Source organism: Pantoea sp. X-Soil-ISGK-285, from assembly GCF_059730815.1.
Genome location: NZ_AP035938.1, coordinates 1,691,610 through 1,715,714, shown reverse-complemented (window position 1 = coordinate 1,715,714; position 24,105 = coordinate 1,691,610). Strand labels below are relative to the sequence as shown.

Sequence of the window (24,105 nt, the reverse complement as noted above, 5' to 3'; positions counted from 1 at the left end):
GTCAGTTAAGGGTGCGGTAGACCGCAGCGGCGGGATCTTTCAGTTCAGGATGCAGTTTTTCCACCAGCTGCACGCTCAGCGCGGCATCGCCGCTGATCCACGGCGACCAGACTTTACGGACTTCCTGCAGACGCGCCTGCAGCGCACTCTGATCGGCGGCTTCGCTGACGGGCATCTGCACCACCACCTGACGCGTTGCCTGCCAGCCGTTAAAGCGGTTGCTGAACGGCAGAATCAGCCAGCTGTCCGGGGATTTTTCATTGCTCAGCACCATGCGTTCACTGTTGACCGTGGTGATGTGCAGTTCGGCTGTGGGCGACTGATTGCTCAACCCCATCACCGGAAAACCCTGCAGGAAGGTCACGCCGACTGCCGCAGGTGCGCCGTTACCCTGTTGCGTCAGTCGGCTGTGTCCGCTGAGCCAGCCATCGGAACCACACACCAGCCCCTGATTTGCCGGAACAAACAGCGCGCTGCCCTGCGCCGGGTGCTGCCACCAGGTGCGGAAATGGCAGCCGTCGAGCAGGCTGAATTGCAGCCACGGCGACGTGTCGGCCTGAGCGGCGTTGCGCAGTGCATCTGCGGGGACCGCTATAGCCGTCGGCTGGACCGGCTGCGTCGCGGGCGGCGTCACCACGGTTTTCCACTGCTGCGCACGGGCGGCGCTGCCAGTAGCAATTTCACTCCCCTGCGCATCGGTCAGTTGCCAGTGCAACTGTTGCAGCGGTTTACACTGCGACGCCATCAGTCCGGCAACGCGCGGCAGAAAATCTTTCAGCACCGCGGCGTTTTTTTCGCCCAGAGTGACGATGCGCAGGTTAATGGTGCTGTTACACCAGCTCGACAGCTGATTGTTTTTTACGTCATCAATCCAGACATCCAGTTTCTGTGCCGGGGACTGTACGATGCGATAGTTTTCAGCATAAGCCTGCGTGCTGAGCAGCAGCGCAGCCAGACCCAGTAATCCATATTTCATGTTGGCGTTCTCAATCTCGCAGAGGGAAGAACTGCGCCGCTTCAGAGAGCGAGTGCAGCAAGGTGGTGTCCTGAGGTGATCCAATCCAGACGGCCAGCGCACTGAAATTATCCTGCTGCCCCTGATCCGGCTGATCGTTTCTGATGATTTGCTGCATCAGCGTCAGCCACTCTTCCGGCGTATTCACCATGTGCAGCGACTGCTGCATCTGTTCCAGCGTCACGCCGTGCCAGAAACCATCGGTGCAGAGTAAAAAGGCGTCGCCATCTTCAATCCCGACCACCTCGCTGTAGCTGGCGTCGCGCTGCTCATCGCCCATCCCCAGCGCAAAATAGAGCAAATTGCTGTTGATGCCTTCGGTGCGATGTCCGGCATCTTTCATCTGCTGCACCAGGCTGTGGTCGGTGGTCACGAGATAGAGATAGCCGCGACGGAACAGATAGAGGCGGCTGTCGCCTGCATGGGCCCAGCAGGCCAGATGGTAGTCGCGGTCAATAAACAGGCTGACCAGCGTAGTGCCCATCCGGCTGTGTTCGCTGCTGGCTTTCTGCTGCTGACGGATGGCGTGATTCGCCTGATTGACGTAGTTACGAATCGACTGCGCATTGAGATGCGCATCGCCATCAAACGACTGCAGCAGGCTGCTACGGGCAATCGATGCCGCGATATCCCCGCCGGGAAATCCGGCTACACCGTCGCAGACCACAAAGCAGGCCGAGCGCTTACCGATGACATCACCGATCTGATCCTGATTACTGGCGCGATCGCCCTGATTCGACGTCGAGGCAATAGTGATATTCATGCGTCATCCGTGTGGGTTTGTGAGTCTTTGTACTGATTAACTTCCAGGTCATAGGCGTGCAGGAACGCTTCGCCGAACAGGGTGTGGAAATCGTCTTCGATCTCGCCTGCCGTCTCGCCGTAGCGCTCAACAAAATGCTCCCAGAGCGCCGCTTTACGGCTGCCCGGCAGGCCGATACGTGACACCGATCCCGCCTGACGCGCCTCCTCCTCCAGCTGCTCCGGGTTAAAGGATTGCAGCATTGAGGCGATGATGGCGCGGATACCGGCGATCATGCCCAGCTGGTGCGCCTGCAGATCGATCAGCGCATCACGCACAGCCTGACGCGGCGGCATAAAGCCCGGCATCCGGCTGCCAAACATCTGCATTAAGACGGTTTTGCCTGAAGGCAGCAGCTTGAACGGGTTGTTGGCGTCGTCGAGGATCACCGTCATGTCAGCCTTTACCCCGCGCTTGAGGATCGAACGCGAAGAGAGCAGCGCCACCGTACCCTGCGAAAACATGCTCAGCATCTGCCCGAATTGCAGCATCTGCTCACGGTCAAATTGCGGCGTCGGTTGCAGGTCGCGCAGACCCATTCCCTCCAGCAACGCATCCAGCAGTTCGCCTTTAAGGGCATCACCGCTGCTCTCGCTGGGTGTCGTCGGGTGCGCAGCGGCGGCATGGTGGCGACCGGAAGCAACGGGATCGATGCGCAACCGCCCTTTCGGCGTCGGGGATGGCGTACGCTCTACCGCCTGCGGCGTGGGCAGCGTAATTCCGCCGTAGTCGATCTGTGGATTTATCGCGTCAGACTGGCCGGGCAGCGCCTCGTCAATCAGCGGCGACTGCTGCTGTGCCTCAGAGTGAGGCTGGCTGTGAGTCTCATGCTGTGATTCGTCGAAGCTGAACAGCGGTGAGTGATCCATGTCGGTCAGGCTGGCGGGAGCCTGCTCCGGTGAACGTGCGGCCATCGGCTCAGTTTTTGCCACCGGTTGAGGTGGCACATGCAACGTGGCCGGTTTCGGCGTCGTCAGCTCCGGCTGGGCCAGCGGCACCGCATTCCCCATCATCAGACCCAGCGGATCATCATGGTTGCGCGCATCCACGCTGCTCTCGCCGTCAAACAGGCTCAGCGGATCAAGTTCAGCGGCAGGCGTTTCAGCCTGCGGTGGCGCCGTGTTCTGCTGAGCAGACAGCGTGCTTGGCGTCCGGTCGTCAAAAATACTCTGCTGCCCGAACAGCGCATCGCCTTCATCAAACAGGCTGCTGTTTTTTGGCTGCTGCCCATAATCCAGCGGCGCGTCGTTAATCAGCTGAGCCAGCGGATCTTCCGGATTTCGGTCAGGACGAGCGGGCGCAGTCAGCGGATGGGCCTCAGGCATCTCTGGCGCAGCTTTGCGTTTAGAGAGATCGTCCGAAATCGAAAACTCTTTCGCCAGGCTGTCCCAGATTTCGCTGGGAATGGCGGCGGTGGTGCTGGCTTTTTCCGCTGCCGGTTCGCGAGCGGGTGCTACGGGCTGCACCGGCTCAGGACGCGGAACAGCTCTTTCACTCTGCGGTTGCTGTGCACTGTTGAGATCGCTGACCAGCAATTGGTAATCATCGATGCCCAGTATGTCTCCATCCTGCAGCTCAACCTGACGTCCGCGTTCCAGCGGAATATCGTTGAGTAACACGCGCGTCACATTGCCACGGTTGGTCAGGCGACATTCGCCATTTGCCGTGATGTGCACAATCGCCTGCAGGCGGGAGAGTGTGCGATCGTCATCCGGCAGCACCAGGTTATTATCCACACCACGACCAATGGTGCCGCCAGGCGGAAAGAAATCACAATGAGTTTGCGGCGGCTGTTGGCCGGGTTTAGTCGTTATTATCGTAAAGCGCATAACGGATTCCTGCGGTTAGCGGTTCGGCATCTATACCGCGCACCTCTCGGGGAAAGGCGCGGGGTATAGAAAGCGGGGGGATTTAATTTTGGGAGTTGTTTTTTAAATACTGTGTCACTGGATTAATTCAATTCTTTAAACAGAGAAAATTTATATTTATTTAAAAAGATGAAGCTGCGTTAACGGCTTATTTTTAAATAATATACAGAGTAAAAATTAAAATAGTTGCAAAGATGATTGCATTACAATCACCAGAAACCACTCTGCTGAAATATCATTTATACAGAATTATTTACCAGTATTGAAAAAACGGGATTACAGCGTAATGCAGAGAGTGATATTCATAGAGAATGTCGTGCCCAGCCTGTAAACCCTAAGCACGACGACATAATCAGTAAGGCAGTTGCTTCAGAATAGCAGTGCGTTCTTTGTCGATGCGGATAACACAGAGGTTGGTGGCAACCGCATTCGCATTGCTGCCTTCTTCAGCGGCAAAAGCTTCCAGCTTGCACTGACCATCACGATACTTCAGCCAGTTACGCTGGGTATCCACCAGCGTGGTGACATAGTCATCAGCCAGTTTTTTCTGCGTTCCGTACATCTGTACAATGCGTTTTTTAGCCGTCTGGTATTCTTTGTTGAGGTCATCTTCCGCCAGCTTCTTCTGCTGAACAGTACACTGAAATAGCGCACTGTCTGAAGGCTGTTTTGCACAGGTATCTTCAGCGAGCGCTGAAGCGCTGATGCAAAGAGACACAGTGATTAAAGCCAATTTATGCAGTCTCTTCATATATTTCTCAGCAGTCTGTACCATCAATGATAAGGAATTAACTTAAGTTTTTTAATTCTTTGCTCGTTAAGTTCAGAAGTACACATATTAATATTAGCGTTACTTAAATCACTTCCCTTATCTGCAGCATAAGAAGCCAGTTTACAATCATTCTCTCTATACTTCAGCCAGGCTCGTTGAGCTTCAGTCAACGCATCCATATACTGGCTTAACTCTTTGTTGTCACCTTTAAAAAGCGTTTCAACTCTGGTCTTAGCCAGCTTATATTCTTTGTTTAAATCAAGCTCAGTTTCGTTCCTGTTTTTCTGAGTGCAGGTATGAACTTCCTGGTCATTATTTCCGCTTGAACAATCACTGGTTGCGAAGACGGGGGAAACATAAAAAACTGTGACGCACAGCAACAAAGAAAAAAAAGTTCTCATTAAAAATCTCACATGTAATAACACACCTATGTCTGAGAACAAGTGCAGACTCAATATGCAGTAATTTTTATAAACGATGTTATTTAATCACCCCAAGATCCCGAGCAATAACTTTACTTTTAAAGGTTACGATATAATCCCAGAGGCCGTTGCCCTTCTGGCTTGGATAAAAAGAATAATCATACTTTCAGTTGGTAAAGCGATAACCCCGGAAGTCGCAGACGTCAGGACAATTTGAATTTATCGTTTCACCTTTAAGAAATATCGATGAATTGTCTTTTACTCTGGTTGACTTAAGCGAAACATCATCACAGGTGACGTTACCTTCATCACAATCATATTCAATATCCGCTTTGAATATTTTTCCTTCAAAGTGTGAAACTGACTTCGCCAAAACAAATGAAGGTGAAACTAAAAGCACTATCATAATCAAATGACTTACTTTCTTCATCATGTGGCAAGTTCCGTATAAGAGTAATTTACATTATACTGCTCAACTTCAGGTTTAATTATCGGCTTCATTTAACTAAACATATTCTCTTTTGAAAATTCGCTGCTGATGTTTAGCGCTGCATCAACTTTTAATTCCCCTAAAAATAAACGCTATTTCTTATACTTATTGTAGAGCGCCTCGGCATCCTGACTTTGGGAAAGCAACGTGCATTTCATCATATTGAAGTTTCCTGTGACCGAGCCAGTCAGGTTCATCTTCAGATACGCATTGATTAACTTATCACCATCACTGAATGCTTCAACAGGGAGATGACTTACCTCTAACCAGGCTGACGCGCTTTTAAATGCATCATCGGTGAAAGCCTTGTCAGTCGCAGCTTTTCCTGCACAACGGTTCAGAAGCCAGTTGCTGAAAATCTCCGGTTGCTTAAAGGAGTCTGGCGCCGGTGGCGTTATCGCCAGCGCCGCAGGAGATAAAGTCAGAGCAAATAACATCAGGAATTTTTTCATTTCAGTATCCACAAGGAGGCAACATCAGGAACAAAACTACCATTTTCTGCGCCACCCAGGAAGTGACAGGTATCAGAGCAGATATTGCCGTTCCAGAGTGTCACGTGCCCACGGGCATTGCTCCAGCCACTCCCCTGAAACACAATAATCCCCTGTTTACCGTTAAATGAGCCGGGTTTTGGTGAGGTCACAGTCAGGTCTGGCTGACCAAACGCACCGACTAAAAAGTCCATCATATCGTTGACGCGAAACATATAACGCTTTTTGTCTTTACCCGTTACGGTCGCATAACGGCTGTTTGCGGGAACAGGAACACCAGTGTAATTAAGAACATAGCTCATTCTTATTGGGCAGGCATTCTCGAAAATTCCGGCGGTGATATTCGCCTCTACTTTTCCACCCAGTATTTCCCCCACCTTCTCTACTCCAACATTGACTTCAGAGAAGCGATTCCAGGCGGCCGAAAACTGAGGTCTCAAATGTGCCATAGCAGAACTCCTTTTAAAGCCTCCCCCGAAGGGGAGGCGGCTATAAAACATTACGCTTCTTTGTTGCCTTTGATGTCCCAGCCGGCGCTGCTCTCTGCGCCTTTGCCGCCGGAAGAACTCTGCTCCCAGTACTGCTGCTTCACTTTAGAGGCCTGGAAGGAGTAGGTCATTCCCAGGGTGTCGCCGTTGTCGGAGCCATTGTAATTCACAGCGGTCACCAGAACGTCTTCCAGGGTAATGCGTGCATACTCAACCTGAGAGCCACCTGCTTTACAGATTGAGAGTTCAACTTTAGCGAGGTGTTTACCGCTTGCGCAGTTCTTCAGCAACGCCGTGGTGGATTTGTCGATCAGTGCATTGACGTGCAGGTCGTTGAAGTTAACCTTACCGGCGCCGCCGCCGCCGCCAACAGACATATTACCTGGCTGAGAAGCACCCCATGAGAAAGAGGTGATATCAGTCCAGCCAGAGTGGTTAGAGTCTTTAGACTCGCCGGTGACTCCGTCAACCTTCATAAACATATCAATAGCCATTATCTTTCACTCTTTATTGGTTGAGATTATTGCTTTCAAAAAAGCAAGGATATGGCAAAAAGAAAAGCATGGGGCTGAATAAAACAGTCCATATTTTACCTTTGCCTTGCTTCTGAAATATCGTCATAAACCATATTTCAGACGTCGTATTGCCAGTTATTTAACCAGGCAAAAATCAGTATGCGTTTTTCATGGCGAGGCCAACATCGATAACCTGATACCCTGCTGCATCCCGCGCTTTCAGGTGGTCATTTCATAGACATAATCCTGGCCGATAGTTTATAGTAGGCAGGCGCTTAAAAAGTTCACAGAAGGAATGAACATGAAAAAGATCATCTCACTTTTCCTGATAGTCGTGTTGTCGCTGCTTTCTCTTTACGTCATCGCTGATATTATTGGTTCGATATATCTGGTTGCTCGCTATGAAGAATTTACTCTCTCTTCTTCCGGTCTCATTGCCGGTAAAATTCTCTTTACCGCTGTCTGCCTGGCCTTTGTTTTTATTTTAATTAAAATAGCGCGCAGAAAGCCGGTTAATTAATTTGCTTCAACTTTTCTGCTACGGCATAAAGCGATATTGACGCCATCCATAGAAACATTAACCAGAACTGCGTTAACAATCTTTCCTCGCACTACAATACTCCAGTGAGAAAAGCTAAGAACCTGCACAGGTTATTAAAATAAGAGAAGAAATAAATACCAGAAGATAATGCAGCAGGTGCAGAACTGACTTTTTAAGCATCCTGTCATCCTCTCTGACATTTATCTCAGCAACCTTTCTGTCAGCCATCAGGCGCAAAAACCTTTCGCGCCTCATAAACCTGTAATTCAGAGGATGAATGATGCCAGGTCATCCCCGGCATCACGCCTCCCTTTCAGCCCTTACGCATTATCATTTTTCAGCGACGGCAGCTTGGAGACCAGACGCAGAGAAACCGTCAGCCCTTCCAGCTGATAGTGCGGACGCAGGAAGAATTTCGCGGAGTAATAGCCAGGATTATCCTCCTGCTCTTCCACATTCACCTCGGCAGCCGCCAGCGGCTTGCGTGACTTGGTCTCCTGCGAGGAGTTAGCCGGATCGCCATCGACATAGTTCATTACCCAGTCGTTCAGCCAGCGTTCCATTTCATCACGCTCACGGAAGGAGCCGATCTTGTCGCGCACGATGCATTTCAGGTAGTGCGCGAAACGGCAGCAGGCGAACAGGTACGGAAGACGCGCGGCCAGACGGGCATTGGCGGTGGCATCGGCGTCGTGATACTCCATCGGCTTCTGCAGTGACTGCGCACCAATAAAGGCAGCGAAGTCAGAGTTTTTACGATGCACCAGCGGCATAAAGCCATTTTTCGCCAGTTCGGCTTCACGACGATCGCTGATGGCGATTTCGGTCGGGCACTTCATATCCACGCCGCCGTCATCGCTCGGGAAGGTGTGGCACGGCAGATTTTCCACTGCCCCACCCGACTCCACGCCGCGGATTGCGGTGCACCAGCCATACTCTTTGAAGGAGCGGTTGATGTTGGCGGCCATCGCGTAAGCCGCATTGCTCCACGTATAGTTGCCATGATCGGAACCATCGGTCTGCTCTTCAAAGTCAAAGCTGTCGACCGGGTTGGTACGGATGCCGTAGGGCAGACGCGCCAGGAAGCGCGGCATCACCAGGCCCAGATAGCGTGCATCTTCCGACTCACGCAGGCTGCGCCATGCAGCATATTCGGTGTTCTGGAAGATTTTGGTGAGATCGCGCGGATTCGCCAGCTCCTGCCAGGACTCCATCTGCATCACTTCGGGCGCGGTGCCGGTGATAAACGGACAGTGCGCCGCCGAACCAATACGCGCCATTTCGCCCAGCAGCTCAACATCCTGCGGGCTGTGGTCGAAGTAGTAGTCGCCCACCAGGCAGCCAAACGGCTCGCCGCCGAACTGACCATACTCCTGCTCATAAATCTTCTTGAACAGCGGGCTTTGATCCCAGCCAGCGCCCTTGTAGCGCTTCAGGGTGCGGCCCAACTCCTGCTTGGAGATGCTCATAAAGCGGATTTTGAGCATCTCGTCAGTTTCGGTGTTGTTCACCAGATAGCTCAGGCCGCGCCAGGCGCTCTCCAGCGACTGAAACTCCGGATGGTGAATAATCTGGTTCACCTGCTGCGACAGCTTTTCGTCGATCTCCGCGATCAGCGCCTGAATGGTGCGATAGGCATCGCTGGAGACGGTAACGGTGTTCTCCAGCGCCTGCTGTGCCAGGGTTTTCACCGCGCTTTCGACCGCAGCACGTGCCTGATCGCTTTTTGGCCGGAACTCTTTATTCAGCAGCGCGCTGAACTCATCCTGACTGAAACTGGCTGCGCCCTGCGACTGCGGTTGTTGTGAAGTCTGCGTCATGCCTGCGGCTCCTTACCTTCAGTGGCCTCATCCTGCTTTGGCAGATGGGTCAGCGCCTGCAACAGCGTAGGATCCTGCAGCACCTTACCAATCAGCTCTTCCGCGCCGTTTTTGCCATCCATATAGGTCAGCAGGTTCGCCAGCTGGGTACGCGCTTCCAGCAGCTTGCTCAGCGGCTCCACGTTGCGGGCCACCGCGTCCGGCGAAAAGTCATCCATGCTGTCAAAGGTCAGATCGATGTTCAGCTTGCCTTCGCCATTCAGGGTATTGTCTACCTGGAACGCGGCGCGCGGCTTCAGTGCTTTCATGCGCTCATCGAAGTTGTCGATGTCGATTTCCATGAATTTACGGTCATCAATGCCTGGCTGTGGCTCCAGCGGTTTACCCACCAGATCCGCCAGCACGCCCATTACAAACGGGAGCTGGATTTTGCGTTCCGCGCCATAAATTTCCACGTCATATTCAATCTGAACGCGAGGCGCGCGATTGCGGGCAATGAACTTCTGCCCACTGGATTTGCTTGTTGCCATGGTTTTCTCCATACATGATGCGCGGATAAAGTGTCACAGCAGGCGCGCAGGTCCCGCTGAGTGTGTGTGCGTCACGCCTGCTTAATCGCGACGTCCGAAAATGGTTTCCAGCTGATGTACGCCGTCGGGTGCCAGTTCGCGGATGATCTCCAGAAAGTCGCGCTCGATTAAGCGCTGTACACGGTCGATCATCAGCGGGGCCGGATGACTCGGCTCATGCTGGGTGAAATAGAGCTTCACTTTCTCCAGCATCAGCTGCGCGTCGGCGCGGGAACTGATCTGCACCGTGCGCCAATCAGCGGCAGCGCGCGGGCTGGCCGGTGCAGGCGATGCCGCGGTTTCTGCGGGCTGTTCCACTGCGGCTGTGGGGATCAGCGCATTCAGATCGGTGGCCTGGCAACGTTCAGCGATCAGCGCAATCTGTCTGCGCAACTGGGTGAGTTCCGGCACCGCGGCTTCGCCCAGCCGTTCGGTCACGGTTTCGCAGATGGTCTGCAGCCGCTCATGAATCTGCAGCACCGCCTCAATACCGGGCTGGTCGCCGCGCGCCAGTTCGTCGATCAGACGCGGCAGGCCGCCAGGATAGTCCGCGACTTCGGTTTTACTGCCGTCGCACAGGGCGGCCGCATCGCGCAGCGTGATGCCGTCAGAGGGATAGCGCAGCAGCCAGCACTGACGTACCGCACCGCTCAGATCAGTTTTGTCACCCAGTAGCGCCAGCGCATTAATGCGGTAGAAGGGATCCTGCTCGCCGAACTCCTCCAGCCGGGGCCACAGCGGCTCCCAGTAGAGCAACAACGCCTGTTCAATCAGCTTCAGGCCCTGGGCATAGCCCGGCAGCCCTTTCAGTTCGGTCCAGGCGTGGGTCAGCGCCAGCATTACCCGCAAATCTTTGCTGCGCGCCAGCAGCGCTATCGCCAGCTTCTCGACTCTGTTCCAGTCGGCCGGTTCTGCCGGAATGATGGTATTGCCGAACTGCTGCTCCGCTTTACCGGCGCTGGCCTGCTCCATCGCCTGAAAATCAGCGTGGTACTCCAGGTTATCGCCGCCGGGATTGTCCTCGCTGACCGGAGCCAGCAGAGCCTCTGTATTCATCGTCATGCGTGTCGCCTCAGGATTCAAACATCGGGGGATAAAGTCCGTTTCGTCCCGGCTTTGCCCCACCGGCCGGATCAAACAGCAATGAAAAGAGCTGGGCGGTAAAATTACCGCTGTGGACCTGGGTATAAAGCGGGAAACCGTCGCTTTGATTGGTCCACCAGAAACTGGTGTAGAACTGCGGGTCGAAGTTCTCGCCCGGCAATGTCCAGTTCAGTGTCGAAGGGGTATCGCCATGCCCGATGACGTTGAGAATGTCTGACGTCTCGTCCGACTCCTGCGGCGGCTGCGGCTGAGGAATGCTGATCAGCGCCTGATCCAGCTGCTCCGGTGACCCGCCGCCCTGCACCACCCGCAACAGCGTATTGCCGACCTGCTGATACCACTCGCCGGAGCGCGCCAGCAGGGCTGGCGACCACTCGGCGGGCGTGAAGTGGCGCAATGCGCAGAGTGGGTAGTTACGGCCCACGCTGTCACGCGCGGCAATCAGGCAGCCCATCTGAATCAGCTGACTGCCCAGCATCGGCGGCACCACAAAATTCCAGACCGGCGCGTTGAGGAACGGGCGCGACGGGGCGTTATCACTCTCCTGACTGCTCTGCCAGTGATGCAGGCCCACCTGAAACCAGCTGGACCATTGGCGATAGAGCACGTCCGGGAAGCGGCGCTTCACAAAGTCACCCGCGCTGGGCACTTTGCCGTACCAGCAGGGTGCAGCGTAATGAGTCATTGTCGGGTCCTGTTTCAGGGGCAGCTAAAGCCGGGAAGCTGGAACGGGTTACGAATGCTGCCAGGGGTGAACGACAGCGTGACCTGATGACCGTCCACGCTGAAACTCGCTTCGCGGGTCAGGCCGCCTGCCGCTGTCAGCCGGGCGCGGTCAAAGAAGCGATTGAGCGCCCAGGGACCGCTGGTGACCAGCGTGGAGGTAGTGCCGTTGGTCAGACCCAGCTGCATCCGCACCTGGCTGGTGCCGCCGGGGCCGGGCCAGCTGACCATCTGCACCGCCTGCGGTCCGTGGCTGTAGCGTAAAATCTGCCCATCCACATCCAGCGTCAGGTTAAGGATGTCGTTATCCATTTTTACCGTGCGCAGCGTGACGCGGAAGCCGGGCGTGGTCGCACCGTTGGCAAAGAAGGCATCGCGGATTGACTGCGCCTGCTGGAAAGGCCGCAGCAGGGCTTCGCCTCCCGGCAGGGTTTTACCGTCAATGCCCGGCGTAAAGCGCCACGCCGCGTTGGTGGTGTCGACTTTGCTGGCCAGGTTGTCGCGGAAGAAGCTGTCCATCATGCCGCTGCCGGGTGCAAACATCCGCGCCAGATCGTCTGGTGTGACCTCACTGCGCGCAGAGCGAACCAGCGGATAGCGACCGGCGATCGCCTGGCGGCAGAAACTGCCCACTTCCATGGTGATGCGTTTGCGGACGTTATCCATATCGCGGCGCTGTGCGTCGCTGCTGGCACCCACCGCCATGCTGGAAACCATGTTCTGCAATGAACCCGGCAGACGGCCGGCACTGGCCTGCAGACGACTGATGGCATCGCTGGCCGGGGGCGGCATCCCGCTGTTCGCCGCATCCTGCACGGCGGTGAGGTAGCGATAGAGATCGTCAATCTGATGCAGGAAATCATCCACCGCCAGCACCTTACTGCCCTGCTGCAGCGGCTGGGCCAGCTCCAGAACCGGCGCAAAGTGAAGCGCGACGGCCTGCTCCGGTGATGCCTGGGTGGCGGCCTGTCCGCGCGCGGCACTGGCCTCGGGCGAGGTAAACAGCGCTTCAAGGGTGCGGGTGGCGCTGTTATCCGACGGCTTTGCTGCCTGCGCGGTTTTCTCATCCGGCTGCGCCCGGTTCAGCGTCAGCAGACCACCGAGGTTGATCACCAGCTGGCGCAGCGGCGAATGGTTGCCCGACAGCAAACGGGCGGTGTTGATGCGTTGAGAGAGATCGGCACTGCTGTTGAGCTGAATGTCACTGAGAAACTGCTCCCACTGCCGGATATAGTCCTGCACGTAGAGCTGGCGCACCGCAAGATCCGTCTGCTCACTTTTCTGCTGCGGCGCCGCGCCGCCCAGCACCCAGAGATCGTCCTGATACAACGCCTGGGTCACCGGGGCAATCTGCTTATCCACGTGCTGCCAGTAGCCATCCGGCGTATAGAGACCCGCCACACCTTCATTGACCGATTTACCGCTTTTGCGGGAAAACACCAGCTCGCTCTGGGGACCACCCAGCGCCGCCAGCGTCACCGGCTGCAGGCTGTCATCGCGTTGCAGCAGGCGCTTCAGCCGTCCATAGACGCGCTGTGACAGCGGCATCTGATTAATCAGCGCCTGCTCGCGCTTTACCAGCGCTTCATCCTTCGCATACGGCGACGAGTGAATCTGCGTCTCCAGCAACTGTTGCAGGTGCCACGCCAGCTGTTTCACCTGCTGCTGGGTGACGTTCTGCGGCAGTTCGCGTGACAGGTTGAGCATCAGCCACGCCTGCAGGAATTTGCCATCGTAGTGCTTTGGCTGATAGAGCATCTGATACGCCTTCAGCGCTTCATAGCTGTAGTCAGCATCACTGCCGTTGTCATTACGCAGCCAGCGGGTGATGTTCTGCGCCACCTGCGGCAACAGCAGCTGTTTCAGTGCCTTGTCGTAGAGTGCGCGGGTGGCATCGCTGACCTCGGTGCCGCGATAAAGCCCCATGCGGCGCGTCAGCGGCGGTGCTTCCAGCAAGAAGTCTTCGCTCTCCGGCAGGTGCAACAGGGTGTTGAGATAAGGCACCAGCGCAAAGAGATCGCCATTGACCTGCTGCTGAAGCTGATCGCCCAGTTGTTCAACCTGCGGCGCTTTAGCGGCCATCTCCAGCAGATAGGCTTTGTTTTTACTGTAGCTGGTGAGCCACAGCGCCCCGGCCACCAGCAATATCAGCAGCAGCGCCAGATAACCCGACCAGAGCCCGGCGCGGTTGCGCAGCTCCCACCACCGGTTGCTGCCCGCCAGACCGGACTCCTGGAAAATCACATTTTCCAGTACCCCTTTCAGGAAGAAGCTCTGCCCTTTGTTCTGCGGGATAGGCGACTCTTTATCGACCTTATCCCAGCTTCCTGACTCGCCAGCCTGCTGCCCCGGCAGATTCAGTGCGCGGTTCAGCTCGCCCATCACCCGGTCAAACGGTAGTCCCTCCTGGGTGCCGCTGGCAAAGTAGATACCGCGCGGCGCGAACTGGGTTTCAAAATCGGAGCGGGCAAACAGCGTATCCAGCGCGTCTGCCAGCAACGGTCGCAGCGCCGCAAACTCCTGCGGGAAGAGATAGCTCTCTGCCCGCGCCTGCGCGTCGCTTTCCGTCAGCAGCCGATCGGCCAGTCCGGCATCCAGACGCTGTTGCAGCAGGGAATATTCCTGCTGGAACTGGTTGTTAAGTTCGAAATCGGCGGCGGACGCCTTCGCCCATGGAAAGGTGAATCCCCAGATTTGTTCACGCTGCGCTTTATCCAGCGAGGCAAAGTAGCTGCGGAAGCCTTTGAGCAGATCCGCTTTGGTGACCAGCACATAGACCGGGAAACGGATGCCGAGGCGATCGTGCAACTCCATCAGCCGCTGACGCAGTGCCAGCGCCTGATTACGCAGCGCCTCGGGCGACTGCGACAGCAGATCGGAAACGCTCAGCGTGACGATGACGCCGTTGATCGGCTGACGTCCGCGATATTTACGCAGCAGGTCGAGAAAATGATGCCATTCGCTGGCATCACGCTCCTGCTGACTCTCCTGGGTACTGTAGCGCCCGGCGGTATCGAGCAGCACCGCGTCATTGGTGAACCACCAGTCGCAGTTGCGGGTGCCGCCAATGCCGCGTAGCGCCGACTTGCCGAACTTATCTGCCAGCGGAAACTGCAGGCCCGAGTTGACCAGCGCGGTAGTTTTACCGGCTCCGGGCGCGCCGATGATCATGTACCACGGCAGCTGATAGAGATACTGACGGCCAAAGCGCTGTGCCCAGAACGGCGTGCCCTTGCTGCTGTGGCGCTGGAAGTGCGCCTTTTTCAGCATGTCAGTGGCTTCGGAGAAACGCCCTGCCAGCACCTGCTCTTCACTGGTCAGGCGCTGACGATCGGCTTCCGGCGCATCGCTTTTGCCGGTTTCGAGGCTCGACATCAGCTTGCGATTGAGCCAGATGTTATAGAGCCGCGGAATCGCCTGGCCTAATCCCCACACCAGATAGAGCAGCGCGATACTGATAATGCGGTTCTGCTCCGGCTCAAGCGGGCGCGAATCGACGATTGAGAACACCGGGCCAATCACCCAGATGATAAAAGAGAGCGCGGTAATGCCGACAAAGCCCCACGCGAGGCGGCTGGTCAGCACCGCAAACAGAATATTCAGCATGGATCAGTTCCCTCTCGCCAGGCCGTTGAGTTCGGCATGCGTCGCATCCGGCGCCACCAGCAGGGTAATTTCAACACGACGGTTACGTGCGCGATTTTCTGCGCTGTTATTAGGCACCAGCGGATTGCTTTCACCGCGCCCTTCCGCTTTCACCCGTGACGGCTGCGCCAGCTGCTGTTGCAACAGGGTCTGTACTGACCGGGCACGCGCCAGCGAAAGCTCAAAGTTGGAGGCGAAGCGGGCACTGCGGATCGGCACGTTATCGCTGTAGCCAATCACCTGAATCTGGCCGCTGACATTGTTCATGGCGGCAGCGATGCGCTGGATTACGTCGGTGTAACGTCCGCGCACCTCGGTGGCCGCCGAGGCAAATAGTCCGTCCCCTTTCAGCGTCACCACGCTGCGGTCCGCTTCGTCACGCACCGCTACCAGCCCGGCATCAATTTCCGGTTTCAGGAAAGCGCGCAGGTTCAGCGTGGCGGGCGGTGGTGGCGCAGGGTTGCCGATCTTCACTTCCGGCAGCGCCGTCTGATAGATACGGGCCAGTACCGGCGAGGTGTAATCGCCGAGACGCCAGTTGAGCACGATGTAGAACAGACAGGCCGCCAGCCCCGCCACCGCCGCACAGGCCCACAGCGGGATCATTGGCCGCCACAATTTGCGCAGGACCGGCTGATCGGTGGGATGTGGAGACAGCGCCGCTGCATAATTGCCACGCACGCTTTTGATCATCTGCAGCAGGCGCTGTTTGATGGTCTCCAGCTGCGAGCGACCGTTGTCCAGCACCCGGTAGCGTCCTTCGAACCCCAGCAGCAGGCAGAAGTAGATCAACTCCAGCATCAGAATGTGGCGCCTGGGGTTCTGCGACAGCTTAGCCAGCAGCTGGAAAAACTTTTCGCCGCCCCAGGTTTCATTGTGAAAGGTGACCAGCAGACCATTGCTGGTCCAGACGCCGCGGCTGCCCCACGGCGTCAGCGCCGCCGCCTCATCCAGCGCGGTACAGAGACAGTATCGTGCGCCGATGATCACTTCATAGCCCAGGCCTGACTGCTGGCAGCTCAGCTCGAAGCGCCGAATCTGATCGATCAGCTGCTGACGCAGCTGCGCCGGGTCTTCATGTGATACCGAGTGACGGATTTGAGGAATGGCGTTAATCAGGGGGTTGGCCGCCGCGACCAGCACATTCTGATGACTGGCCTCCGGCGCAAGATCGCTGTGTGATTTTTGTTGTTCCTGCATCATGCTGCGTGCTCAGTTTATGATTCTGACTGACTACGAATGGCCCAGAACTCCATGTTCAGACCTGGAAACTCACCGGCAAGATGCAGCGCAAAAGCGCCCGAGCGCTCCATCTCTTTCCATAGCTCGCTGTTCTTATCCAGTTCGAAATAGCTGTATCCGGCATGCCACGGGATCTGCGGCGGCGCGCCGGGCATCGCCCGAAGTGCCAGACCGGGCAACTGCAACTGCACCAGATCGCGAATTTTGCTGACCGGGGCGACTTTCATCTGCGCCGGGAAGTGGGTTTTGAGGGTGTCGGCTGGCACGCTGGCTTTCACCGCCAGCACAAAGCCAAACTCATGCACCATACTGCTCTCCGGCACGGTCGCGACGTTAAGACCGTGCGAGCGCTGAATCAGCGGCAGCTGAATCGCGCTCTCTTCCATCACCTGGGACAGCCCCTGACGCAGCAGCAGTGACAGGCGGCTAAAACAGCTGTGCAGATCGTCATGATCGTAGAGCGGCAGGCCATCGGGCGCGCGGGCTGGCGTCCAGGTACTGAGCTCCGCCGCCAGTTGCAGCCAGTGGCTGTAGAGCGTTTCAGGATGCAGCAGCGGCAGATGTTGCAGGTGAGTGTGCAGGCCAAGCTGACGATTGAGCAGCGCCAGCAGCATAAAATCGACCATATCCGCGCTGTTAAAACGACCGGTGCCCGGCGCGCGCTGACTCAGCTGCTGGCTGCGTTGCTGGATCAGCCCGTGCAGATCGTTGAACATGTTTTGCAGCGGACGGCTGCTGTTAAGCGTCAGCATCGGCGGGATGTAGTCGCTGTCGAGCCGGATGTGGTTGTCGCTGCGTTTTTCAATCACCTGAGCCACGCCCATGGCGGTCCACTCGGCGGTCAGATCCTGTTCCAGCATCAGCCGCAGACGCAGTTTGCCGAACTGCACCGTGGCGCTGCCCACGGCCTGGGCATTGTCATCTTCCACTTCCGCTTCCCAGGCGAGGTAGCGAGCCAGAGAATCCTGCGACTCCTGAAAGGCCACCGCTTCGCGGCCATTGCGGCGTGCCGGAATGGCCAGCACCACTTTGCTGCGGTCAACGGAAGCAGGCAGATCAAGCGGGGCCGGACCGTGCTGTGGCTGGCTGAAGGCAAAAAACGTGCCGTCAGGCAGACAACCGCTGGCGGCGCTCAGCGCCAGTTTCCCCTGGCGCAGCAGCGCTTCATCGAACTCCAGATCGTAAAAACCCCAGGTATAGGCGCGCTGCGACTGGCCCCACTCACGCAGGGTGCTGAGAAGATAATTTTCTGACTGCTGGAAATGGTGAGGACGCAGAAACATCCCCTCGGTCCAGACCACCTTTTCGGCTCTGTTCATAGACATCACTGTTTTTCCACGCGAAGGCCGTTAATCCCCGCCACGATGCGCGCATTCAGCTCACCATCGTCACGCTTCCAGAACGCCCAGAATGAGGGTGATTCGCCTTCGGGAACCGGCAGCGACAGTCGCCAGACCTTGCCATCCAGCGCCTGATATTCCGCCATGATGCCGATGAAGCGCGCCTCGGGCAGACTCTTAATCCGCAGCGTTTTATGGGGCTGAGTGGAGGTCAGGAAGAACTGTTGCGTATTGAGTTGCGCATTACCCAGCGCGGTAGCGGACTGGTTTTGCAGGGAGTAGAAGTCAGCCGACATAAACTCCGCATCGGAGGTCAGTAATACCACCCGGACTTTCAGCGGCGCACCGCCGTTAACCTGGTTTTGCGCCTGAACGTCCAGGTTGTACCAGGCAACGGGCTGTGGAGTGCTGCTGCACGCGGTCATCAGCCACGTCAGCAGCACTATCAGCGCCCCACGCCATTGCGTTGTTGTCATTATCCCGCCCTCCCTGCTTAGTGCGATTAGTTAATAATCCAGGTTCCGTTAGTGCTGTTCTGGCAGGCGGTGCTGTCACCGTTTACCGCAACACAGGTTTTCTTCTTGCTGCTGCGCACCCGGCGCTTCGGCTGGTCAGCCTTAATCGTCTGATCGTAAAGCTCGCTTTTCACCACGGCGCGAAACGGCACATAGCCGGTCAGCTGAACGGTTGCCTGCGGTGCTGCGGAGGACGCTGACTCTTTAACGGCACTGCTGGCTTTACCCGGTTCAGGTTCTGCTGACGCCTGAGCGGGTTCACCCAGCGCCAGCCAGTTGTTCTCTACCTGACCAATCACGGTGTAGCTTTCGCCGGTTTTCAGCGTCTCCACCACCTTGCCGCCAAAACTCGGATGGCTCATCACTGAAGCGGGATAGAGCGCACGGTAGGTTTCATTGACCGGGCTGAACTGCGCAGGCGGTTTAACCGCATAACGGTGACTGATCACCACGCCATCCACGGTGCTGGTGACCAGCGTGTCATCCGTCATTTTTGGCGGCGTTTTACAACCCGCGACAGAAAAAACAAACATCAGGCCTAACGCAATACGGAGCTTCACCATTTTTTTCATGTTGTGTTCCATTCATATCCTGGAGAGTGGCCAGAGGCCGGTTGTCAGTAATGAAAATCGGGGATGTGGTGCTGAGAGAGCGCCACTTAGTGCCAGCCTAAAAGAAAAACCTTAAGCAAATAGCGTTAAAGTGCCATGGCGTGGCACGTTAACAGATCAACTAACGTTAACTATTAAAAAGCAACTCTGGCGACCGGGACGGGCGCAGGGAGAAATCTGAGCTGGCGATAAATGATCAGAAACATGATCTATTTTTTTCCGTCAGATTGGATGAGGCAGGCAAAACCCAAGCTTTACTTATGCCATCCCTGGCCGAAAAACGGACATATTGACTCAGATTTACACTTGTGACGCTATTCGCTGACAAAAGAAAAAAGCGCAGCGCATAGACTGATTTTCCTGTTTTTACGATCACATTCAGTAAGTTACAAGATGTGTATAAGCTCATAGCTACCGCACGAGCCAGGTATATCCTGCCCGTAGGTATGAAATCACAATTCCTTTGTAAACATAAGCTGCGAGTTTACAGAAGATTGACAAAATTTCAACGGGCCACTTTCATAAGATTTTACTTAAGTAAAGTTTAAGTAATTTACTTAGTGCAAATATGTGTTACTTTTAATCACCTGCTTAGGATTATTCCTAACAATATGAGTAACTATGAAGTATTCTTACACAGAAACCAGATCCCTCTGTAGTCAGCATTAAAAAAACTCATGTAAAAAATGGCGCTGTTTCACCAGACCGTAATGAAGGTTAACGGCGAGGTGACCGTAATACGTGGCAGTTTTTAGCGTAAAAACAGTGAGATAATGATTACAAATCAGTAAGTTGTTTCATTATGGGACGGTTCAGAAAGGGCTGAGGATGAGGTGGTCGTGAAGCGAGGTAAGCGAAGCGCAAAACGGCCCGGCGTCGCTTTAAGAAAGGACTGATTAATTGTTCTTTATCGGCATTGCAGCCATCGCCATGCTTCTGATGCTTCTCAGCATGCCTGGCTATGTGGAGCAAAAAAACCACGCCGTAGCGTGGTTCTGAGGGAAGAGTGCAGGGTTATCCTGGCAGGTTGCGGGCCAGAACTAGAAGAAGCCCAGCGGCTCGATACTGTAGCTGACCAGCAGATTTTTAGTCTGCTGATAGTGATCCAGCATCATTTTGTGGGTCTCACGCCCGATACCCGACTTCTTATAACCGCCAAAGGCGGCGTGCGCCGGATAGAGGTGATAACAGTTGGTCCAGACGCGCCCGGCTTTAATCGCCCTGCCCACACGGTAAGCACGGTTGATATCGCGGGTCCAGACGCCAGCACCTAACCCATAGATGGAGTCGTTGGCGATACTGATTGCTTCCGCCTCATCTTTAAAGGTGGTGATACCAATGACCGGGCCAAAGATCTCCTCCTGAAAAACGCGCATGCTGTTGTTGCCTTTCAGCAGTGTCGGCTGAATGTAGTAGCCGCTGTTAAGTGAGTCATCCAGCGTCTCTACGCCACCGCCCACCAGCACTTCCGCGCCCTCCTGTCGGGCAACCTCAAGATAAGAGAGAATTTTATCAAACTGCTGCTGCGACGCCTGCGCGCCCACCATGGTTTCGGTATCCAGCGGATCGCCACGTTTGATGGTTTTTACCCGCTTCATCACGGCTGCCATAAAAGGTTCGTAGATCGACTCCTGTACCAGCGCCCGCGACGGACAGGTACAGACTTCGCCCTGATTCAGGAAGCCCAGCACCACGCCTTCGGCGGCTTTCTCTATAAAGCTCTCCTCCGCCTGCATGATGTCTTCAAAGAAGATGTTAGGTGATTTACCGCCCAGCTCGACGGTCGAGGGGATCAGGCTTTTTGCTGCCAGCTCCAGAATATGACCGCCGGTTGCGGTAGAGCCGGTGAAGGCTACCTTGGCGATGCCGGAATGGGAGGCGAGCGCTTCACCCGCCTCTTTGCCGAACCCATGCACCACGTTCAGCACGCCCGGCGGCAGCAGATCTTTAATCAGATCGACAAAAACGGTGATCGACAGCGGGGTCTGCTCAGCCGGTTTCAGCACCACACAGTTACCCGCGCCCAGTGCCGGAGCCAGTTTCCACGCCGCCATTAATAGCGGAAAGTTCCATGGAATGATCTGCGCCACCACGCCCAGCGGCTCATGGAAATGATAGGCGGCGGTGAACTCATCAATCTCGGCGGCACTGCCCTCCTGCGCCCGGACACAACCGGCAAAGTAACGGAAGTGATCGACGGCCAGCGGCATATCGGCCGCCAGGGTTTCGCGAACCGGTTTACCGTTATCCCAGGTTTCATAGACCGCCATCGTCTCCAGATGCTGTTCCAGCCGATCGGCGATTTTCAGTAACAGCAGCGAGCGTTGTTGCGGCGAGGTCTTGCCCCAGGCTTCCGCCGCCGCTGCCGCAGCAGCCACAGCGTTATCAACATCGGCAACGTCTGAGCGCGGAAACTCACCGGCCGCAGAGCCGTTCACCGGGGAGGTATTGGTGAAGTAGTTGCCGTTCACCGGCGCGACGAATTCACCATTAATGAAGTTGCCATAATTCTTTTGTAGGGTAATCAGAGAACCCTGTTCTCCGGGGGCGGCATAACGCATGATCATTCTCCTGACAGGTGACTGATATAACAATGATGAAACTTATTATTAACATGAAGCATCATCAAGAGCCTGTCAGTTCTGTTAACCGGAAACTGTGACCGCCCCGAAGGAATGGGTGTTTACGCTTCGTCTTTAGATAATTCCGACTTTTACCCAAAAGGCTGGTCAGAGAGAAACTTGTGCGGCACAAAGGGGTCAACGTGAGGATGAATTCATTCTGGAGATGAGCATGCTGGCTTCAGCTTTTACCCTGATGCGCGCTAAAGCCAATTTCGTGCATCAGTTTATCCGCAACCCGCGCAAGATGGGCAGCATTACGCCCTCGTCAGAGGCGCTGTGCCGCACCATGATTGCGTCGGTGGAATGGCCTGAAAAGTTACGTATTGCCGAACTCGGCGCGGGCGACGGTGTACTGACGCGGCAGATACTGGCGCAGATGTCACCCGATGCCACGCTGGATGCCTTTGAGATCAGCAGCACGCTGGCCGATAAGCTTAATGCGCTGAACGATCCGCGCATGACGGTGCGCACCTGTTCAGCGGAATACCTGAGCGGAGAATATGACGTGATCTTCTCCGGCCTGCCGCTGCTCTCATTACCCACTGAATTGCGTGAGGCGATTCTGCGTGCGGTGTATAACGCGCTCGGGCCCAACGGCGTCTTTGTACAGTTCCAGTATACCTCGCTGACTCAGCCAGACCTGTCGCGCTACTTCACCTGGGAGCGACAGCGGGTGATGAAAAACGTGCCACCCGCCTGGGTCTATCGCTGCACGCGTCACTACGCACCCTGAGCTTGCGCCATTGCAGGGCGCGTTTGTTGCCAGAACGCCACCAGCAACTCACGTGCCCAGTCTTTTCCCTCCATCTCGTTTGCCCCATCTTCTGTACAGCCCCTGGGCATACAAACGTTCATGATGTGCCGTGAAAATTCAGGATGAAACTGCACCGATAGCGCCTGCGGCGAATAACGGACAATCTGACAGCCATCACGCGCAGAGGCGGCCAGCACCTGAGCCTGTTGTGGCGCACTGATTACCGACTGGCGATGTGACAGCCAGACGCTGAAGTCCTGTGGCAATTTCTTCAGTAGCGGATCGCGCTGCGCCTCCGGCATACAGTTGATTGGTAACAGCCCGCGTTCCCATCCATTGGGATTGTCCGCCACCTCGCCACCCAGCGCATAGGCCATCAGCTGGTGACCGTAGCAGACCCCCAGCAACGGCAAGCCGTTATCCATGGCTGCGCGAATCCATACGGCGCTGCGTTCGCTCCAGTCAGCGTGATCGGTGACCATCGCCCAGGAACCGCTGAGGATCGCCCCGGAAATCTGGTCGAAAGCGGGTAGCGCCTCGCCCAGATGGGGCCGTACAATCAGGTATTCATCGGGTTGCAGGTTTAACGCGTCGATGAACCAGCGCGGCTGTTCACCAATCTCTGAGACAACGTTTGCGGGTGGGACTTCAAGCTGAATTAACGCAAGGGGTAAGGCGGACGTGTAGGTCATACCGAATCAGTTCCTTTAAGAAGTCGTTTCAAATCAGTCTGCCAGCAACGCGCCCGAAAGTCTCATCAGGCTGCGCCGCAATCGCAGAAAATTTCTCCCTGCGATTGGCTGCAATGCCGCAGTTCGTGCCATCATTAGCGGGCTAAGCAAAAAACATCGAAAGGATATTATCGTGGCTGTGCGGCATTTTTTTCTGATTCTGATGGTGGTTTCAATCTGGGCCTTCAACAACGTTGCGGTGAAATGGGGCCTGCTGGAGCTTCCGCCACTTTTCCTGACGTTTATGCGCTTTGTGGTCGTCGCCATCGTACTGGTACCGTTTTGCCGGATTAACCGTCAGCAGCTACCCTGGCTGTTGCTGCTGGCTTTCACGTTCGGTTTTATGCACTTTTCGCTGCTGTTTGTCGGCCTGCGCTATACCGATGCCGGCACCGGCGCAATTGTGGTTCAGTTGGGTACACCCATTGCCATGCTGCTGGCGATGGTGGTGCTGAAAGAGAAGCTGAAGCTGGTGCAGCTGATGGGCATTATGATCTCGCTGAGCGGCGTTGTCGTGCTCTCCGGCAGCCCGACGATTCCGTCGTGGTGGGTGCTTTGTCTGTTGTTGTGCAGCGCCACCGGCTGGGCTGTCAGCAACCTGATTGTGAAAAAGTCACCGCCGATTAAACCGCTGACCATGACCGGCTGGATTGCGTTTCTGGCCATTCCTGTCGTCGGCGCATCCAGTCTGTTGATGGAATCACATCAGCTCTACGCCCTGCAAAATGCGGGCTGGCACGGCTGGTTTGCCATTCTTTACAGCGCTATCGCCTCGTCGATTGTCGCCTATACACTGTGGTATATGCTGCTGAAGAAATATAACGTTAACCTGATCATGCCCTACTCACTGCTGACGCCGGTATTATCCGTGCTGATGGGAATTGTGGTGCTGGGCGACAGCCTCAACAGCTTCAAGATTATCGGTGCGTCGCTGGTGATCCTTGGTACCGCTATTGCCGTAATCAACCTGCGTAGCCTGCGGATGCATGCCCGCTTCCCGCGCCTGCGGCGGCGTTAATCCCG

At 55.7% G+C, this 24,105-nt stretch carries 23 protein-coding genes; 3 read left to right on the top strand and 20 right to left on the bottom strand.

What is annotated here, in order from left to right:
• Position 1: 1 nt before the first annotated feature.
• The 9 genes from AC6I8B_RS08215 to AC6I8B_RS08175 form a co-directional block, all read right to left on the bottom strand.
• The gene (locus AC6I8B_RS08215; protein WP_157351898.1) at positions 2 to 976 is read right to left on the bottom strand and encodes a hypothetical protein; all 975 of its coding nucleotides are present in this window, start codon (positions 974 to 976) and stop codon (positions 2 to 4) included.
• 10 nt (positions 977 to 986) lie between these two features.
• The gene (locus tag AC6I8B_RS08210) at positions 987 to 1,778 is read right to left on the bottom strand and encodes a PP2C family protein-serine/threonine phosphatase (RefSeq protein WP_010246078.1); all 792 of its coding nucleotides are present in this window, start codon (positions 1,776 to 1,778) and stop codon (positions 987 to 989) included.
• Positions 1,775 to 3,646, bottom strand: a complete 1,872-nt coding sequence (gene tagH, locus AC6I8B_RS08205) for a type VI secretion system-associated FHA domain protein TagH (RefSeq protein WP_497817694.1) — start codon at positions 3,644 to 3,646, stop codon at positions 1,775 to 1,777. The genes AC6I8B_RS08210 and tagH overlap by 4 nt, the downstream gene beginning before the upstream one ends.
• Positions 3,647 to 4,037: 391 nt before the next feature.
• The gene (locus AC6I8B_RS08200) at positions 4,038 to 4,418 is read right to left on the bottom strand and encodes a lysozyme inhibitor LprI family protein (protein WP_232526423.1); all 381 of its coding nucleotides are present in this window, start codon (positions 4,416 to 4,418) and stop codon (positions 4,038 to 4,040) included.
• Between the two features lie 41 nt (positions 4,419 to 4,459).
• Complete coding sequence (locus tag AC6I8B_RS08195) at positions 4,460 to 4,858, bottom strand: lysozyme inhibitor LprI family protein (RefSeq protein WP_157351895.1); 399 nt, start codon at positions 4,856 to 4,858, stop codon at positions 4,460 to 4,462.
• A 187-nt stretch (positions 4,859 to 5,045) separates the two neighbouring features.
• Positions 5,046 to 5,312 (bottom strand): hypothetical protein, encoded by a 267-nt coding sequence (locus tag AC6I8B_RS08190; protein ID WP_232526422.1) that lies wholly within the window; start codon positions 5,310 to 5,312, stop codon positions 5,046 to 5,048.
• Positions 5,313 to 5,461: 149 nt separating this feature from the next.
• Positions 5,462 to 5,821, bottom strand: a complete 360-nt coding sequence (locus AC6I8B_RS08185) for a T6SS amidase immunity protein Tai4 family protein (protein WP_031292998.1) — start codon at positions 5,819 to 5,821, stop codon at positions 5,462 to 5,464.
• Positions 5,818 to 6,309 (bottom strand): type VI secretion system amidase effector protein Tae4, encoded by a 492-nt coding sequence (locus AC6I8B_RS08180; protein WP_031592957.1) that lies wholly within the window; start codon positions 6,307 to 6,309, stop codon positions 5,818 to 5,820. The genes AC6I8B_RS08185 and AC6I8B_RS08180 overlap by 4 nt, the downstream gene beginning before the upstream one ends.
• A 50-nt stretch (positions 6,310 to 6,359) precedes the next feature.
• Complete coding sequence (locus AC6I8B_RS08175; RefSeq protein ID WP_031592956.1) at positions 6,360 to 6,842, bottom strand: Hcp family type VI secretion system effector; 483 nt, start codon at positions 6,840 to 6,842, stop codon at positions 6,360 to 6,362.
• Positions 6,843 to 7,164: 322 nt separating this feature from the next.
• On the opposite strand from AC6I8B_RS08175, the gene AC6I8B_RS08170 reads away from it, so the two are divergent.
• Positions 7,165 to 7,383, top strand: coding sequence for a hypothetical protein (locus AC6I8B_RS08170; RefSeq protein WP_033786069.1), 219 nt, complete (start codon positions 7,165 to 7,167; stop codon positions 7,381 to 7,383).
• Positions 7,384 to 7,724: 341 nt separating this feature from the next.
• On the opposite strand, the gene tssC is transcribed toward AC6I8B_RS08170, so the two are convergent.
• From tssC to exaC, 10 genes are all read right to left on the bottom strand, one after another.
• A complete protein-coding gene (tssC, locus tag AC6I8B_RS08165) occupies positions 7,725 to 9,224 on the bottom strand; it encodes a type VI secretion system contractile sheath large subunit (RefSeq protein WP_010246111.1) in 1,500 nt (499 codons plus the stop codon).
• Positions 9,221 to 9,754 carry a type VI secretion system contractile sheath small subunit gene (gene tssB, locus AC6I8B_RS08160; protein WP_010246114.1) on the bottom strand — a complete coding sequence of 178 codons (534 nt, stop codon included), beginning with the start codon at positions 9,752 to 9,754 and terminating at the stop codon, positions 9,221 to 9,223. Before tssB ends, tssC begins: the two co-directional genes overlap by 4 nt.
• A gap of 81 nt (positions 9,755 to 9,835) precedes the next feature.
• Complete coding sequence (gene tssA, locus AC6I8B_RS08155) at positions 9,836 to 10,849, bottom strand: type VI secretion system protein TssA (protein ID WP_031292999.1); 1,014 nt, start codon at positions 10,847 to 10,849, stop codon at positions 9,836 to 9,838.
• A 16-nt stretch (positions 10,850 to 10,865) separates the two neighbouring features.
• Positions 10,866 to 11,582 (bottom strand): type VI secretion system-associated protein TagF, encoded by a 717-nt coding sequence (gene tagF, locus AC6I8B_RS08150; RefSeq protein ID WP_010246121.1) that lies wholly within the window; start codon positions 11,580 to 11,582, stop codon positions 10,866 to 10,868.
• A 14-nt stretch (positions 11,583 to 11,596) separates the two neighbouring features.
• On the bottom strand, positions 11,597 to 15,226 hold the full coding sequence (gene tssM / locus AC6I8B_RS08145) for a type VI secretion system membrane subunit TssM (protein WP_157351894.1): 3,630 nt from the start codon (positions 15,224 to 15,226) through the stop codon (positions 11,597 to 11,599).
• Positions 15,227 to 15,229: 3 nt separating this feature from the next.
• The gene (locus tag AC6I8B_RS08140) at positions 15,230 to 16,468 is read right to left on the bottom strand and encodes a DotU family type VI secretion system protein (RefSeq protein ID WP_010246128.1); all 1,239 of its coding nucleotides are present in this window, start codon (positions 16,466 to 16,468) and stop codon (positions 15,230 to 15,232) included.
• A 14-nt stretch (positions 16,469 to 16,482) separates the two neighbouring features.
• Entirely contained in the window at positions 16,483 to 17,826 is a 1,344-nt protein-coding gene (gene tssK / locus AC6I8B_RS08135) for a type VI secretion system baseplate subunit TssK (protein ID WP_010246132.1), read from the bottom strand.
• Between the two features lie 5 nt (positions 17,827 to 17,831).
• Positions 17,832 to 18,326, bottom strand: coding sequence for a type VI secretion system lipoprotein TssJ (gene tssJ, locus AC6I8B_RS08130; protein ID WP_033779377.1), 495 nt, complete (start codon positions 18,324 to 18,326; stop codon positions 17,832 to 17,834).
• Between the two features lie 23 nt (positions 18,327 to 18,349).
• Positions 18,350 to 18,946 carry an SH3 domain-containing protein gene (locus tag AC6I8B_RS08125; RefSeq protein WP_122458836.1) on the bottom strand — a complete coding sequence of 199 codons (597 nt, stop codon included), beginning with the start codon at positions 18,944 to 18,946 and terminating at the stop codon, positions 18,350 to 18,352.
• Positions 18,947 to 20,013: 1,067 nt separating this feature from the next.
• Positions 20,014 to 21,534 carry an acetaldehyde dehydrogenase ExaC gene (exaC, locus tag AC6I8B_RS08120; RefSeq protein ID WP_157351892.1) on the bottom strand — a complete coding sequence of 507 codons (1,521 nt, stop codon included), beginning with the start codon at positions 21,532 to 21,534 and terminating at the stop codon, positions 20,014 to 20,016.
• A 232-nt stretch (positions 21,535 to 21,766) separates the two neighbouring features.
• Here exaC and AC6I8B_RS08115 point away from each other — a divergent pair, with 232 nt between their 5' ends.
• Positions 21,767 to 22,330, top strand: coding sequence for a class I SAM-dependent methyltransferase (locus tag AC6I8B_RS08115; RefSeq protein ID WP_022625824.1), 564 nt, complete (start codon positions 21,767 to 21,769; stop codon positions 22,328 to 22,330).
• On the opposite strand, the gene AC6I8B_RS08110 is transcribed toward AC6I8B_RS08115, so the two are convergent.
• Positions 22,318 to 23,043 (bottom strand): glutamine amidotransferase, encoded by a 726-nt coding sequence (locus AC6I8B_RS08110; protein ID WP_060679982.1) that lies wholly within the window; start codon positions 23,041 to 23,043, stop codon positions 22,318 to 22,320. The two genes, AC6I8B_RS08115 and AC6I8B_RS08110, sit on opposite strands and share 13 nt — an antisense overlap.
• Positions 23,044 to 23,215: 172 nt before the next feature.
• Here AC6I8B_RS08110 and AC6I8B_RS08105 point away from each other — a divergent pair, with 172 nt between their 5' ends.
• Positions 23,216 to 24,100, top strand: a complete 885-nt coding sequence (locus AC6I8B_RS08105; RefSeq protein WP_010669895.1) for a DMT family transporter — start codon at positions 23,216 to 23,218, stop codon at positions 24,098 to 24,100.
• Positions 24,101 to 24,105: the final 5 nt, after the last annotated feature.